The organism is Pseudomonas sp. MAG733B (assembly GCF_036884845.1).
In the GTDB taxonomy this organism is placed as follows: Bacteria; Pseudomonadota; Gammaproteobacteria; order Pseudomonadales; family Pseudomonadaceae; genus Aquipseudomonas.
Genome location: NZ_CP145732.1, coordinates 3,927,656 through 3,940,656 on the forward strand (window position 1 = coordinate 3,927,656; position 13,001 = coordinate 3,940,656).

The 13,001-nt window shown below is 59.1% G+C and carries 12 protein-coding genes; 8 read left to right on the forward strand and 4 right to left on the reverse strand.

The window, feature by feature from the left end; all coding sequences use genetic code 11:
• Positions 1-16 precede the first annotated feature (16 nt).
• A complete protein-coding gene (locus V6Z53_RS18000) occupies positions 17-1,477 on the reverse strand; it encodes an MFS transporter (RefSeq protein ID WP_338580956.1) in 1,461 nt (486 codons plus the stop codon).
• Positions 1,478-1,561: 84 nt separating this feature from the next.
• Positions 1,562-2,968: a PLP-dependent aminotransferase family protein gene (locus tag V6Z53_RS18005; protein ID WP_338580957.1), complete on the reverse strand. Its 1,407-nt coding sequence runs from the start codon at positions 2,966-2,968 to the stop codon at positions 1,562-1,564.
• Between the two features lie 114 nt (positions 2,969-3,082).
• Between V6Z53_RS18005 and V6Z53_RS18010 the strand changes: the two genes are divergently transcribed.
• Together V6Z53_RS18010 and V6Z53_RS18015 are read left to right on the forward strand one after the other, a co-directional pair.
• Positions 3,083-3,700: a nitroreductase family protein gene (locus V6Z53_RS18010; RefSeq protein ID WP_338580958.1), complete on the forward strand. Its 618-nt coding sequence runs from the start codon at positions 3,083-3,085 to the stop codon at positions 3,698-3,700.
• Between the two features lie 34 nt (positions 3,701-3,734).
• Positions 3,735-4,280, forward strand: a complete 546-nt coding sequence (locus V6Z53_RS18015) for a peroxidase-related enzyme (protein ID WP_338580959.1) — start codon at positions 3,735-3,737, stop codon at positions 4,278-4,280.
• A gap of 187 nt (positions 4,281-4,467) precedes the next feature.
• Here V6Z53_RS18015 and V6Z53_RS18020 read toward each other — a convergent pair whose 3' ends face one another.
• Together V6Z53_RS18020 and V6Z53_RS18025 are read right to left on the reverse strand one after the other, a co-directional pair.
• Positions 4,468-5,283 (reverse strand): transporter, encoded by an 816-nt coding sequence (locus V6Z53_RS18020; protein ID WP_338580960.1) that lies wholly within the window; start codon positions 5,281-5,283, stop codon positions 4,468-4,470.
• A 115-nt stretch (positions 5,284-5,398) separates the two neighbouring features.
• Positions 5,399-6,427, reverse strand: a complete 1,029-nt coding sequence (locus V6Z53_RS18025) for a GlxA family transcriptional regulator (RefSeq protein WP_338580961.1) — start codon at positions 6,425-6,427, stop codon at positions 5,399-5,401.
• 116 nt (positions 6,428-6,543) lie between these two features.
• On the opposite strand from V6Z53_RS18025, the gene V6Z53_RS18030 reads away from it, so the two are divergent.
• From V6Z53_RS18030 to V6Z53_RS18055, 6 genes are all read left to right on the forward strand, one after another.
• The gene (locus V6Z53_RS18030; RefSeq protein WP_338580962.1) at positions 6,544-7,593 is read left to right on the forward strand and encodes an ABC transporter substrate-binding protein; all 1,050 of its coding nucleotides are present in this window, start codon (positions 6,544-6,546) and stop codon (positions 7,591-7,593) included.
• 15 nt (positions 7,594-7,608) lie between these two features.
• Positions 7,609-8,676, forward strand: coding sequence for an ABC transporter ATP-binding protein (locus tag V6Z53_RS18035; RefSeq protein ID WP_338580963.1), 1,068 nt, complete (start codon positions 7,609-7,611; stop codon positions 8,674-8,676).
• Positions 8,673-9,515, forward strand: a complete 843-nt coding sequence (locus V6Z53_RS18040; protein WP_338580964.1) for an ABC transporter permease — start codon at positions 8,673-8,675, stop codon at positions 9,513-9,515. The genes V6Z53_RS18035 and V6Z53_RS18040 overlap by 4 nt, the downstream gene beginning before the upstream one ends.
• A complete protein-coding gene (locus V6Z53_RS18045; protein ID WP_338580965.1) occupies positions 9,512-10,300 on the forward strand; it encodes an ABC transporter permease in 789 nt (262 codons plus the stop codon). Before V6Z53_RS18040 ends, V6Z53_RS18045 begins: the two co-directional genes overlap by 4 nt.
• 36 nt (positions 10,301-10,336) lie before the next feature.
• Positions 10,337-11,350, forward strand: coding sequence for a proline racemase family protein (locus V6Z53_RS18050; RefSeq protein ID WP_338580966.1), 1,014 nt, complete (start codon positions 10,337-10,339; stop codon positions 11,348-11,350).
• Between the two features lie 223 nt (positions 11,351-11,573).
• Positions 11,574-12,998: an FAD-linked oxidase C-terminal domain-containing protein gene (locus V6Z53_RS18055; protein WP_338580967.1), complete on the forward strand. Its 1,425-nt coding sequence runs from the start codon at positions 11,574-11,576 to the stop codon at positions 12,996-12,998.
• Positions 12,999-13,001 lie beyond the last annotated feature (3 nt).

Here is a 13,001-nt window from a genome sequence, read left to right on the forward strand (position 1 = left end):
GGCTAGTAATAGCCCTTCAATCCTGAGCCTGCGACAAAGGTCTGGCCACCTGCTCCAACGCTTGACGCTCGGCAGCCACTCCCCAAACCGCTTGTACCACCGCTGCCACACACATCAGTGCAGCGCCTATCAGATATCCCGTCAACAGACTGCTGCGCTGCTGCGTCTGGATCAGCTGGCCAAACAGCGTCGGCCCGATGATGCCGCCCAGGCCAGTGCCAAACGCGTAGAACACCGCGATGGCCAAGGCGCGGATTTCCAGTGGGAAGGTTTCTGCCACGGTCAGGTAGGCCGAGCTGGCCGCTGCCGAAGCGAAAAAGAAGATCACCATCCACGCCACGGCTTGCTGGGTGACATCCAGCAAGCTCTGCTCGAAGGCATAGCCACTGATTGCCAACAAAATCCCGGATATCGCGTAGGTGAAGCTGATCATCACGCGCCGTCCGATCACGTCAAAAAGGCGCCCCAGCAGCAACGGCCCGCAGAAATTGCCCAATGCCAAAGGTAATACGTACCAACCGACGAGCTCGGCAGGCACCTGGTAAAAATCGGTAAGCACCAGCGCATAAGTGAAGAAGATTGCATTGTAGAAGAAGGCCTGTGCGGCCATCAGGGTCATGCCAACCAGCGCTCGGCGGCGGAATCTGATAAACAGGGTATGGAAGATTTCCGCCAGCGGCGTATGGTCACGCGCGTGCAGGCGCAATGGTTTGCTGGTCACGGCCGGCAGTTCATGGCCTTGTTCGCGCAGACTCGCTTCGATACCTTCGACGATGCGCCGTGCCTCATCGTGCCGGCCGTGGATCAGCAGCCAGCGCGGGCTTTCCGGCAACCACAAACGCATCACCAGAATCACCAGGCCCAGCGCCGCACCCATGCCAAAGCACAGGCGCCAGCCCATGTCGCCGCCGACCACGTGCGGGTCCAGCAGGATGATGGCCCCTCCGGCGCCAAGCGCTGCGCCTAACCAGAATGTGCCATTGATGGTCAGGTCGACCCAGCCGCGATAGCGTGCCGGGGTGAACTCCTGGATGGTCGAATTGATCGCCGTGTATTCACCGCCGATGCCCATGCCCGTCAGGAAACGGAACAGCAGGAAGCTTTCCAGATTGAAGGAAAACGCCGTGGCCGCCGTGGCGCCTACATACAGCCATAACGTAATGAAGAACAGCTTGCGCCGCCCCAGGCGATCGGTCAGCCAGCCGAACAGCAAGGCACCGATCACTGCGCCGGCGATATAGATGCCACCGGCCAAGCCAATGTCGAAGTTGCTCATGCGCAAATCAGGACTGTTTTTCAGTGCGCCGGACACCGAACCGGCCAGGGTCACTTCAAGGCCATCGAGCAACCAGGTGATGCCCAGCGCGATCACGAGAAGCGTGTGAAAGCGCCCCCACGGCAAACGGTCCAGACGTGCTGGAAGAGTGGTTTCGAATATCGCGCCGGGCTCGCGGCCGTACAGCTGTTGGTGGGTCATCGCCACCTCATTGTCTTGCGCAGTGCCTTGAGTGTTAGGAGTTGGCCCGTGGATGGGGAGTTCAAAATTCCCTCGAACTGCGCATTAGCAATGTCGCCCGATGATCTCGAACAATCGCCGGCACGATTCAGCGAGGTGAGGTTCAGGCGCTGTGGCAACCCCGAGCAAAAGACCAGACGAGCTCCCGGTCGGCGTCGCGAACCAAGCGGACAAAGGCGATGGCGCCATGCCGTAGGTCATCGCCTCGCGAACGATCTGCACGTCGGGCGCGCCGTCGGGAAGTTTTAGAAGTACTGCCAGCCCCGCCCTCACCCACTCCGCATCACGCATTCGCAACTGCTCGCATAGCGCGTCACGCTGGGCCGAATAGAGTCGTTTGAGCCGACGGACACGCCGGATGTAGTGACCATCGCGCATGAATTGCGCCATGGCGAGTTGGATGACGGGTGAAGGCGCCGGGGCAAGTGTGGTCGCTACCTCGGCGAACGCTCTAACCAGTTCGGCTGGCGCTACGACAAATCCAAGTCGCAGTCCCGGGCTGACGGTCTTGCTGAAAGAACCTACATGGATAACCCGTTTACCTTCGTCCAGAGACGCCAAGGCAGGCGCCGCCCTGCCCTCCAGTTGCAGCTCGCTGAGGTAGTCATCTTCGATGATCCAGGCGTCGTTCGCGACCGCCCATTCGAGCAGTTGAAGCCGTCGCCTCAAAGACAGGGTCGAGCCCAGGGGCGCTTGTTGACCGGGCGTCACGACGGCTAATGCAGCGTCCGCGGCGCTCTCGATAGCGTGGTCTACGTTGAGGCCTTCGGTGTCTACCGGGACCGGAATGATATTCAAACGAGCGAGTTCCAACCCCTTGCGGGTCAGAAAAAATCCTGGGTCTTCCATCCAGACCTTCTTGCCGTCCAGACCTAATACGCGCAGGGCAAGCCCCAAGCCGGCGCCGTATCCCGACGTGATGAACACCTGCTCCGGGAGGCAATGGAGGTTTCTGGAGATGGAAAGATAGCCGGCAATCTCCCGGCGCATCTCCAATTCCCCTCGAGGATCGGGATAGATCAATGACGAGAACGATCCCGCCTTCAACAGATTGGACGAGCGCGCGCGTGCGAAAAGCTTTTCCAGTCCTTCAAACGCGGGTATGCCGTTCTGAAAGATCGCAGGCCCAGTGTTCACCCGCTCATAGGCGCTCATGAAAGCACCGGGCTCCGGCGGTCCCGGTTGAGCCGCCACTGCACGGAGGCGCGGCGCCACACGTGTGCCCTTTGCTCCGAATGTTTCAATCATTTGCGCGTCGGCTAACCGTTCATACGCCACTTGAACCGTACCGCGCGCCACACCCAGGTGCGCAGCGAGGTCCTGCCACGAAGGCAATCGCGTGCCCGGCGTCAGCAGGCCTGACTCGATTGCCCTGCTGATACTCATACGAATCTGTTCTGACAGAGACAGCCTGGCTATCCGGTCGAGCTGAATCTGCAGGTCTGGATTCATGGTCTTGGTACACACAAAAGTGGGTGGTCTTGGTTCTTTTATTCGTACCATCATCGGTACAAGATTTAAAGACCAAGACGGAGCTACTAACCCCCCTCAACCATAGGAACCATCATGACCAATGCCGTCATCGAATGTATCGTCAGTCGCAGCGCCGCCAAGTACTACGACCCAGCCGCCACTTTGAGCGACGACCAAATCCGTGAGTTGGTGCAAATCGGCACCACCGCGCCAACCTCCTTCCATATACAGAACTGGCGCTTCATCGCAGTACGCACGCCAGAAGCCAAAGCCCGGCTGAGCCCGATCGCCTGGAATCAGCCGCCAATCACCGAAGCAGCCGTTACCTTCATCATCTGCGGCCAACTGGCCGACTCCAGCGTCATACCGGCACGCCTTGCACCGCTGGTTGAAGCAGGCGTCATGCCGGCATCGATGGTGCCGGATTGGGAGCTGCCTGCACGCGACTTGTATCTGGAGCACCCGCAACGCCAGCGTGACGAGGCTGTACGCACGGCCACCTTCGGTGCGTCGGCGATCATCTATGCCGCCCGCTCGCTCGGCCTGGGTTCGACGCCAATGATCGGTTTCGACGCCGAGGCGGTGGCTCGCGAGTTTGGACTGGCCGAAAACGAAGTGCCGGTCATGCTGCTGTCCATAGGCGCGGAGCGTCCAGGAAACTGGGCCCAGAAGCCGCGTCGCCCGCTGACGGATGTGTTGGATCTCGTTTGATTTTTGATAAACCCAGTAACTGACGGAGACTACTATGCCTAGAAGTGCAGTTCTAAAGCCTGAACACGTACCGGCCGACTCCAAAGCAACGCTCGATGCGTTCACCAAGAACATCGGGTTCACGCCCAACATGATGATGACTTTCGCGCAGAGCCCGATCGCGTTCAATTCGTGGGCTACTTTGCTCGGCTCTTTGAGCAAAGCGCTCGACGTAAAAACGCGTGACAGCATCGGCCTTGCCGTCTCTGAAGCGAATGGCTGCAACTACTGCCTGACGGTTCACAGCTTTACAGCAGAACATATGGCCAAGCTGCCCGCCGATGACATCATTCTCGCCCGCAAGGGCCTGGCCACCGACCCGAAGCGCAACGCCGCCCTTCAGTTCGCGCACAAAGTCATCGAGACTCGTGGCAAGGTCAGTGATGCCGATCTGAAAGCCGTCCGCGATGCGGGCTACACGGATGCGAATGTCATGGAGATCATCGCGTTGGTGGCCATGTATTCCCTGACGAACTTTTTCAATAACGTGTTCGATCCCGAGAAGGACTTCCCTGCGGTTACGCCGGCTGGCTCGATCTGAGTTTCATCCGCTCGAATCGACCCTCTCCCAAGTGGTACCAATTGATTCAAGCTTTACCGCAAAGCCTGGATGCCCCTGGAAATCGTGCAGGGAAAGCGTCCAGGCTTTTTTTCGGAAGCGTACTTTTCCGCACCATGCCGTACGTGCCGCCTATAGCGTTAGCGTTCAGCATGCGCGGCTAACTATTTCATTTGGGAAATAACAATGTGAACGCTACCCGAAACCCCCAGCCTTGCGCTCCATCTTCCGGGCTATCGGCCCAGTAACGTGGCCCGGCTTGCACAGTCATGGGTTGACCGCCCACTTTGAACAACTGGGTGACAAACAGATTGATCGGCACCGACCATTCCCGACTTTGCCAATCGTAGGTGGACTCGGTATTGATACCTAAGGTGGTATAGGTATGGGTGGTGTAGCTGAAGAAGGGTTGCATAAACGTCTGGTTGATCTTGTCCTTGTCATCCGGCGGGCTGTTATCCAACGACCAGATATGGTTGGCAAGAATGCCGCGGGTCCAGCCGTCATGTTGCTTGAGCGCCACCACTGTAGGCCCCAACCCCCATTGTTCGCTGCTCAACAGGTCGTCGCTGCCGGTGGGAACCAATATCGCAGGGCCTGCTCCCCAGATCCAACCGCTGGCGGTTTGCTGTTTGGGTGAAAAAAAGAAGCTTTGAGTGACGTCTCCCACACCTGATTTATCGGCAATCCCGCCGGGAACCAGGCCATGCTGATCGATGACGGGCAGGATGGTGCGAGAAATCAGATTCCACTCCTCGTTGAGACTGAACGGCAGCACCGGCTGAATGTTGGTAACGCTTTGATAGCCCTCACCGCTGGGGCCGAGTTTCTGATTCCAATTGTATTGAATCGGCAAACTGTATAGCGCGGCGATCGGGTTCAGGGATTGTTTGGCCAACTCCGCCTGGCTATCGGCAGCGATGCCAGGTTCAGGCCTGAACAGAGCCAAGGCAAAAACAGGAGCAAGCTGAATGCCTTTGTTCATCGTCAGCTCCTTCCGAGATTGAAATGGCAGGGCTTTGGCTAAGCCTTGGCGCTATAGAGCTTAGATCAGGTTTTTTGTCCCGTTAGCAAATGACTGTAAATGCCTGCTGCCTCCTTCATACCCTCGCCTCACTCTGATACTGCCGCGGACACATATTGAATCGAGCTCGAAACTCGCGGGAAAAATGCGCGCCGTCGGAGAAACCGCAGTCCATGGCAATTTGCGTGATGCTGCTGTGGCTGTTCAGCAAAAGCCAGGCGCCATATTCAACCCTTAACGAGCGCTGGAACTCCATGGGAGAAAGCCCCAGCGACTGCTGGAATGCCCGCGTCAGTTGGCGCCTCCCGAGCCCTACATAACGCGCGATGGCATCCAGGGTCGGCAGGCTGTCCATTCGCTGTTCGATGTAGTGCGCAGCCTGACGCACCCGTTCGTCCTTGATGTCCTCCAGGTTCGCGTAGAAATGCGCCTGAGGCTGCCGCCCCTGACGTATCCCTTGCAACATCATATGCCGCACCGCCTGCTGGGCTTTTTCCCGGCCGCAATGCCGGGCTACCAGATACAAGCCCAGATCAATAGCCGCAGTCGAACCGGCACAGGTGATCAGATCGCCCTCGTCAATGAACAGATGATCGACCGCTGCCGGGGTCTTGGGAAACCGTGCGCGAAACGCATCCAGCACATTCCAGTGCACGCACACCGAACGACTCCCCACCACGCCCGCCTGCGCCAGCGCGAAAGTCCCGGTGCAGATACCCAGTAACCGCGTGCGACTCTTCGCGGCGCGCTGCAACCAATCACGCAGATTGTTGGGCATGTGCGTATTGAGGTAATCGTTGCCGCCGCAGATCGCTATGTAGTCGAACTCTTCCACGTCCTGCGCCAAGCCGCCGGAAACCTCCAGCGTAATGCCCGCACTGGAGGTTCGCGGCAGTCCGTCAACGCTCATCACCCGCCATGCCGTGTGGATCTGCCGACTGCCGCCACCCAGGTCGGCGGACAGGCGCAACACATCAATCAAACCGGAAAACGCAGCGAGTGTGAATTGATCCAGCAGGACCAGTCCCACGGACAGTTGTGGACGGCTGGCCACCTCGGGTCCGAGGGAGTCAGGCAGATGGCAATCTCGAGGTATCTGAGTCATTTTTGGCATGACCTAACTATTCAACTTTAAGACCCCGAAGTGCAAGCGCTCGAATCAACGATACGAGCAAGATGCACGCAAGGGGAACAGCACAACAACGCCCCAGAGGACACACGATGAAACTGAAGACAGGCAAGAAAATCACCGCTGCTCTTTTAGTTACCGGCTGCATCTCCTCATCAGCCGCCATGGCTGACCCGCAAAAACTGACCGTTGCGTTGTACGGCGGTAACTGGGGTGATGCGTTCCTCAAATGTGTTGCAGAACCTTTCACACAAGCGACGGGGATTGCCGTTGCAGCGGAGGTCGGCACCTCGACCGTCACCCTGGCCAAGCTCCAGCAACAAAAATCCGGCCCGACGATTGATGTGGCCTGGATGGACGGCGGCATCAGCGAGTTGGCCTACGCCGCAGGCGTCGTCGGAGACCTTGATCCGGCGAACATCCCCAACCTGAAAAACGTACAGGACAAAGCGATCTATACCGATGCCGGCCATACATTCGCCGTCAGCAGCGGCTTCTACTCCCTCGGCCTGACCTACAACACCAAGGAAATCAAAGAGGCGCCCACCAGTTGGAAAGACCTGTGGAAGCCTGAGTACGCCGGCGCGATTGCCCTGCCCTCGCCCGCCAACTCTTCCGGCGTGCCTTTCGTGTTTTTCATGGCCGATGTCTGGGGCATAGACCGGGCAAATCTGGATCAGGTCTACACCAAGCTCGGTGCGTTGGACACCGCACTTTTCTTCGACAGTTCCGGTGCCGCCACCAATGCCTTTCAGAGTGGCGAAGCAATTATCGGCGCGCATTTCAACGTCGGCGCCTGGGACCTGATCGACAAGGGCGCACCCATTGCGTTCACCATTCCCAAGGAAGGTGTCTGGGCCACCGACGCTCGCCTGCACCTGATCAAGGGCGCAAAAAACAGCAAGGCCGGCGAACAGTTCATCAACACCGCATTGACGAAAGAAGCCGCGTCCTGCCTCGCCGGCAAGTTGTATCTGGGCCCGGCGGTGAAAGGTGTCGAGGTCACTGAAGACGTCGCCCGCAAATTGCCATGGGGCGTGAACGGTTCGATCGACAACCTGCGTTTGTTCGACTGGAGTCAGATCAACGCGCAACGCGCCAGCGTCACCAATGACTGGAACCGCAAAGTCACCGCCAACTAGCTCAAGAGGTCTGCAATGTCAGTTTTATTGAGCATCGACAGTGTCTGCAAAAGCTTCGGGCCGTTCCAGGCGCTGGACAATATTCACCTGGACATCGAGCAGGGCGAATTCATCGTCCTGCTCGGCCCCAGCGGCTGCGGCAAGACTACCTTGCTACGCTCGATCGCCGGTTTCATGCAACCCGATTCGGGCAGCATTGCGATCGATGGCCAGGATGTGAGTCGTCTGCCGCCGTACCGTCGGCCACTCAATACGGTGTTCCAGAATTACGCGCTGTTTCCGCACATGACCGTACTGGAAAACGTTGCCTACGGTCCGCGCCGCCAAGGCATCAACCGCACTGATGCGAAGCTCAAGGCTCGCGAGGCATTGGCGATGGTCGGACTGGAAGCGTTGGAAGACCGTTTCCCCCGTGGCATGTCCGGTGGACAACAACAGCGCGTGGCCCTGGCTCGCGCCATCGTCAATCAACCGAAGCTGCTGTTGCTGGATGAACCGCTCTCGGCGCTGGATATGAAATTGCGCAAGCGCATGCAGCTTGAACTCAAGCATCTGCAGGCCAAGCTGGGGATCGCGTTCATCTTTGTGACCCACGATCAGGAAGAAGCGATGACCATCGCCGACCGAATCGTGGTGATGAATGCCGGGCGCATCGAACAGGTCGGGACCAGCACCGAAATCTACAGCGCGCCCGCTTCGCGTTTCGTCGCAGACTTCATCGGCGAGGCCAACCTGATCAGCTATCAGGCTAACGATAGCGGCGAGATCAGTTTGGCGATCCGGCATAAACCCATACAGCACACCGCAAAAAACCTGTTACCACGCGGTGTGGCCGTGCTGCGTCCCGAGCATTTACAGGTGCTTGATGCATCGGCGCCGCAAACCTCTGGCTGCCATGAAATCCACGGCACCGTGACCGATATCGTCAGCGTCGGCAGCCATACCCTGGTCCACTCGCTGATCGATGGACAGACTATCGTGGCGCGCACAATGGGGCTGCCCAGCGCCGACCTTCACACCGGCAGTGCCGTGCGCCTGGGCTTCAATCCCGCGCATTTGCACCTGATCGGAGAGTCGGTATGAAACGCACGGCGCTCGTACCGTGGCTGATGCTCTTCGCCGCCCTGGCTTTTTTTACGGCGTTCTTTCTTGCGCCTTTCGCCGTGGTGATTTTCGCCAGCCTGACCAAGGGAGCGGAACATACTTTCACGCTGGAGCACTACATCCGCGTGCTGGGCGACCAGTACCACTGGGATGTGATTCTCGTGACTTTCCGCATAGCCGCGCTGACCACATTGATCTCGCTACTGCTTGGGTATCCGCTGGCCTGGTATCTGGTGCGCGTCGTGAAGTGGCGTGCCTGGCGCCGAGCCTGCGTGATTCTGCTGGTGGTGCCGATGTTCACCAGCAACATTGTCCGCTCGTTCGGCTGGATGGTCTTGCTGGGGCGCAAAGGCCTGGTCAACCAGAGCCTTATGGATACCGGCCTGATCGATGCTCCGGTACGTTTCCTGGGAACCGAACTCGGCATCCTGATCGGCATGGTGTACATCCTGCTGCCGTTCATTGTCCTCGCGGCCGGCAATGCCCTGGCACAAGTCGACCCGGCCTACGAGCAGGCGTCCGATGACCTTGGCGCCAGCCCCCGCGCGACGTTTTTTCATGTGGTGCTGCCATTGACCATGCCGGGGATCATTTCCGGCTCGATCATGGTGTTCACCCTGGCAGCGAGCGCCTATGTCACCCCGGCCCTGCTTTCGGGTGGACGAATCTCCGTGCTCTCGATGCTGATTTTCCAGCAATACAGCTCGGTCTTTGACTTCAACTACGGCGGAGCGCTGAGCGTCGTGCTGCTGATCTTTACCCTGGTAATGGTCGGGCTGGCGGGACGTGTCGGGAGCATTCGGGGGAGCAACCAATGATCACGCAAATTCTGGTCAGGCTCGTGGCCTGGGCCGTGCTGGGCTACATGCTGCTGCCGCTGGTGGTGATCCTTGGCGTCTCCGTGACCGCCACGTCTTTCCTGGCTTTCCCGCCTCAAGGCTGGACGCTGGACTGGTACGCGAAAATGCTCAGCGATCCAAGCTACGTGGCGTCGTTCGCTACCAGCACGGTCCTGGCGCTGGCCGCCACCTTTGTCGCTGTGCTGCTCAGCGTACCCGCCGCCCTGGCGATGGCGCGCTACGACTTCCCCGGCAAAGGCACGATCCTCGCGGCCCTGACCTCACCGCTGGTATTTCCACACATCGTGCTGGGTGCGGCGCTGCTGCAGTTCGGAGGCTACCTCGGATTGACCCGCAGCTTCCTGGCCTTGCTGATTGGCCACACCATCATCATCTCGCCCTTCGTGCTGCGGTCGGTGCTGTCGATGCTGACACCCGAGCAACGAGCGCTGGAAGAAGCCTCAAGTGATCTGGGCGGTACGCCTTGGGCGACATTCTTTCTGGTGGTGTTGCCGCAAATTCGCCCAGGGCTCGTAACCGGGTCGATCTTTGCCTTCATCTCGTCGTGGATCAACGTCGAACTGTCGATCTTCAACACCACGCCAGACCTCAACACCATACCGGTGAAGCTCTTCAACTACGTGCAATACACCGTCGACCCGACCATTGCCGCCGCCTCCGGCGCCACCATCATCGTCGTCGTGGTCGCCGTGATCATTCTGGATCTGTGTATCGGTCTCGATCTTTTGTCAGAACGCAAATAACCCCCCTCATACATCCCGTAAGCCAGGAGTTCAGTCATGCGCATGCAAGACACGTTCGATGTCATCTATACCCATACCGAAGGCGAACCACTGTGCATCGTCCACAGCGGTATTCCCTACCCTGCCGGTTCCAGCATTCTGGCCAAGCGCAACTTTCTTGAGCAGAACTATGACTGGCTGCGCAAGGCGTTGATGCAGGAGCCGCGTGGCCACAAGGATATGTTCGGCGTATTCCTCACCCCGCCCTCAAGCAGCGAATTCGATGCCGGGCTGATCTACATGGACGGCAGCGTGTACTCGCACATGTGTGGCCACGGCACCATCGCCGTGAGCATGGCGATGGTCGCCCTGGGCCTGGTGCCGCGCGGCAAGGATGGCATCACCAAGATCCGCTTTGAAACCACTGCCGGCCTGGTCGTAGCCGAGGTGGCTTCCGAAGGCGATACCGTTCTCTGGACCCGATTCGAGAACGTGCCGGCCTACGTTGCGGCTCAAGACATCCCCATCCATCTTCCCGGCTATGGCGACCTCAAGGCTGACCTGGTCTGGGGCGGCAACTACTTCGGCATCATCGATCTGTCCCACTGCGACTTGCGCATCAGCCCGGACAACGGCAGCGAACTGTCGCGCCTCGGCCTGCTCGCCCGTGACCAGATCAATCAGCAGATGAAGATCCAGCACCCTACCGAGGCGCATATCAACGACCTCAACTTCATCACGTTCTGGCATCCGGCGACCATCGAAGGTGCGTTCTACAAGAACGTCCATGTCTTCAGCGCGGGTCAACTTGACCGCTCCCCAGGTGGCACTGGCACCAGCGCGATGATGGCGATGTTCGAGGCCCGAGGAAAACTGGGCCTGAACCAACCCATTCTGTCCGAAGGACTGCTGGGCAGCGGCACGTTCGAAGGCTGCCTCTTGGGCGAAGTCGACCTCAACGGCACGCGCGCAGTGCGGCCGACCGTCAAGGGCACCGCCAGCATCCTCGGCACGTCGCGCTGGACGATCGAACGCAATGATCCGGTCGGTGCGGGCTTTGTCATCAACTGAGTCAACAGAGCGGATATACCTTATGAACTGCAAACGCCCGAGCCCGTCTCGGGCGTTTTGCGTCAACACGCCCGTCATATGCCCCGGCGATAGCCCCATCTCTATTCTGCACAACCACAAGCCAAACCATGCGGCTAAGATATAGCCACTCCACCCACCCGTATCGGGATGCGTCGTACCTGAACGTCGCCCGGCACGAAAAAAAACAACAGGAGATCCCTGCATGCAAGGCCCGGCGATCCATACCTTCGATTTCAAAACGCTGCCATCAGCGCTGCTTGATGAACTCACTGCGCTGCTAGGTGACAGATTCAGTTGTTCGTCGAGTGTTCGTGAGCACCACGGCTGTGACATATCTGCCCTCGATCCGATGCCGCCACAAGCAGTGGCCTTCGTGAACAGCCTTGCAGAGATCGTCAGTGTGCAGAAGGTCTGCCACGACCATCGCGTGCCGATCATTCCGTACGGCAGCGGCAGTTCGCTGGAAGGTTGGCTGCATGCGGTACATGGCGGCATCTGCATCGACGTCTCGGGCATGAATCAAATCCTCGAAGTGCGGGTCGACGACATGGACGTCACCGTACAACCGGGCGTGACGCGCAAGCAGTTGAATGCCGCCTTGCACGGGACAGGCCTGTTCTTCCCTATCGATCCGGGGGCTGACGCCTCGTTGGGCGGCATGGCGGCCACTCGCGCTTCGGGCACCAACGCAGTGCGCTACGGAACGATGCGCGAAAATGTCCTGGCGATGAAAGCTGTCCTTGCGGATGGCCGTGTGCTGCAGACCGGTGGCCGGGCCCGCAAATCGTCGGCTGGCTATGACCTGACGCACCTGTTGGTGGGCTCCGGCGGAACCTTGGCGACCATCGCCGAGCTGACGGTGAAACTGCATCCGATCCCGGAAGCCATTTCCGCGGCAGTGTGCAATTTCCCTAGCGTTGATCACGCGGTGCGCACGGTTATTCAGGCCATCCAGTTGGGCATTCCAATGGCGCGCGTCGAGCTGATCGATGCGTTGACGGTTCGCGCGCTGAACGCCTACAGCAAGACTTCGCTGCAAGAAGTCCCCTGCCTGTTCTTTGAGCTGCATGGCTCCGAATCCAGCGTCAAGGAGCAAGTGGAAACGCTGCGCATGCTTGCCGACGACCAGGGTGGGCAGGACTTCGAATGGGCGCTGCATCCTGAAGATCGCACCCGACTGTGGCAGGCACGGCACGATGCTTATTTTGCGGCACTGGCACTGCGCCCCGGTTGCCGCTCGGTGACCACCGATGCGGTCGTACCGATCTCGCGACTGGCCGAGTGCATCGAGGCGACTGCCGTCGATCTGCTGGAACACGATTTGCTCGCTCCCATTTTCGGCCACGTTGGCGATGGCAACTTTCATGCGGTGATCCTGATCGACCCGGATGATCCGGATCAAGTCGAGCGGGCCGACTCCGTCGCGCACCGACTGGCCGAACGCGCTATCGCCATGAACGGTTCATGCACAGGAGAACACGGTGTCGGCCTGACCAAACAATCATTCCTGCCAGCGGAATTCGGCCAGAACGCGGTGGACACCATGGCGGCCATCAAGGCCGCGCTGGACCCGCAACAATTAATGAATCCCGGGAAGATCTTTTCCCGTGGTACACCGGCCGCGTAAACC

What these genes read in the sequence shown, in the direction of transcription:
- V6Z53_RS18000 (WP_338580956.1), bottom strand. Translation starts at nt 1,477, where the DNA reads ATGACCCACCAACAGCTGTACGGCCGCGAGCCCGGCGCGATATTCGAA.
- V6Z53_RS18005 (WP_338580957.1), bottom strand. Translation starts at nt 2,968, where the DNA reads ATGAATCCAGACCTGCAGATTCAGCTCGACCGGATAGCCAGGCTGTCT.
- V6Z53_RS18010 (WP_338580958.1), top strand. Translation starts at nt 3,083, where the DNA reads ATGACCAATGCCGTCATCGAATGTATCGTCAGTCGCAGCGCCGCCAAG.
- V6Z53_RS18015 (WP_338580959.1), top strand. Translation starts at nt 3,735, where the DNA reads ATGCCTAGAAGTGCAGTTCTAAAGCCTGAACACGTACCGGCCGACTCC.
- V6Z53_RS18020 (WP_338580960.1), bottom strand. Translation starts at nt 5,283, where the DNA reads ATGAACAAAGGCATTCAGCTTGCTCCTGTTTTTGCCTTGGCTCTGTTC.
- V6Z53_RS18025 (WP_338580961.1), bottom strand. Translation starts at nt 6,427, where the DNA reads ATGACTCAGATACCTCGAGATTGCCATCTGCCTGACTCCCTCGGACCC.
- V6Z53_RS18030 (WP_338580962.1), top strand. Translation starts at nt 6,544, where the DNA reads ATGAAACTGAAGACAGGCAAGAAAATCACCGCTGCTCTTTTAGTTACC.
- V6Z53_RS18035 (WP_338580963.1), top strand. Translation starts at nt 7,609, where the DNA reads ATGTCAGTTTTATTGAGCATCGACAGTGTCTGCAAAAGCTTCGGGCCG.
- V6Z53_RS18040 (WP_338580964.1), top strand. Translation starts at nt 8,673, where the DNA reads ATGAAACGCACGGCGCTCGTACCGTGGCTGATGCTCTTCGCCGCCCTG.
- V6Z53_RS18045 (WP_338580965.1), top strand. Translation starts at nt 9,512, where the DNA reads ATGATCACGCAAATTCTGGTCAGGCTCGTGGCCTGGGCCGTGCTGGGC.
- V6Z53_RS18050 (WP_338580966.1), top strand. Translation starts at nt 10,337, where the DNA reads ATGCGCATGCAAGACACGTTCGATGTCATCTATACCCATACCGAAGGC.
- V6Z53_RS18055 (WP_338580967.1), top strand. Translation starts at nt 11,574, where the DNA reads ATGCAAGGCCCGGCGATCCATACCTTCGATTTCAAAACGCTGCCATCA.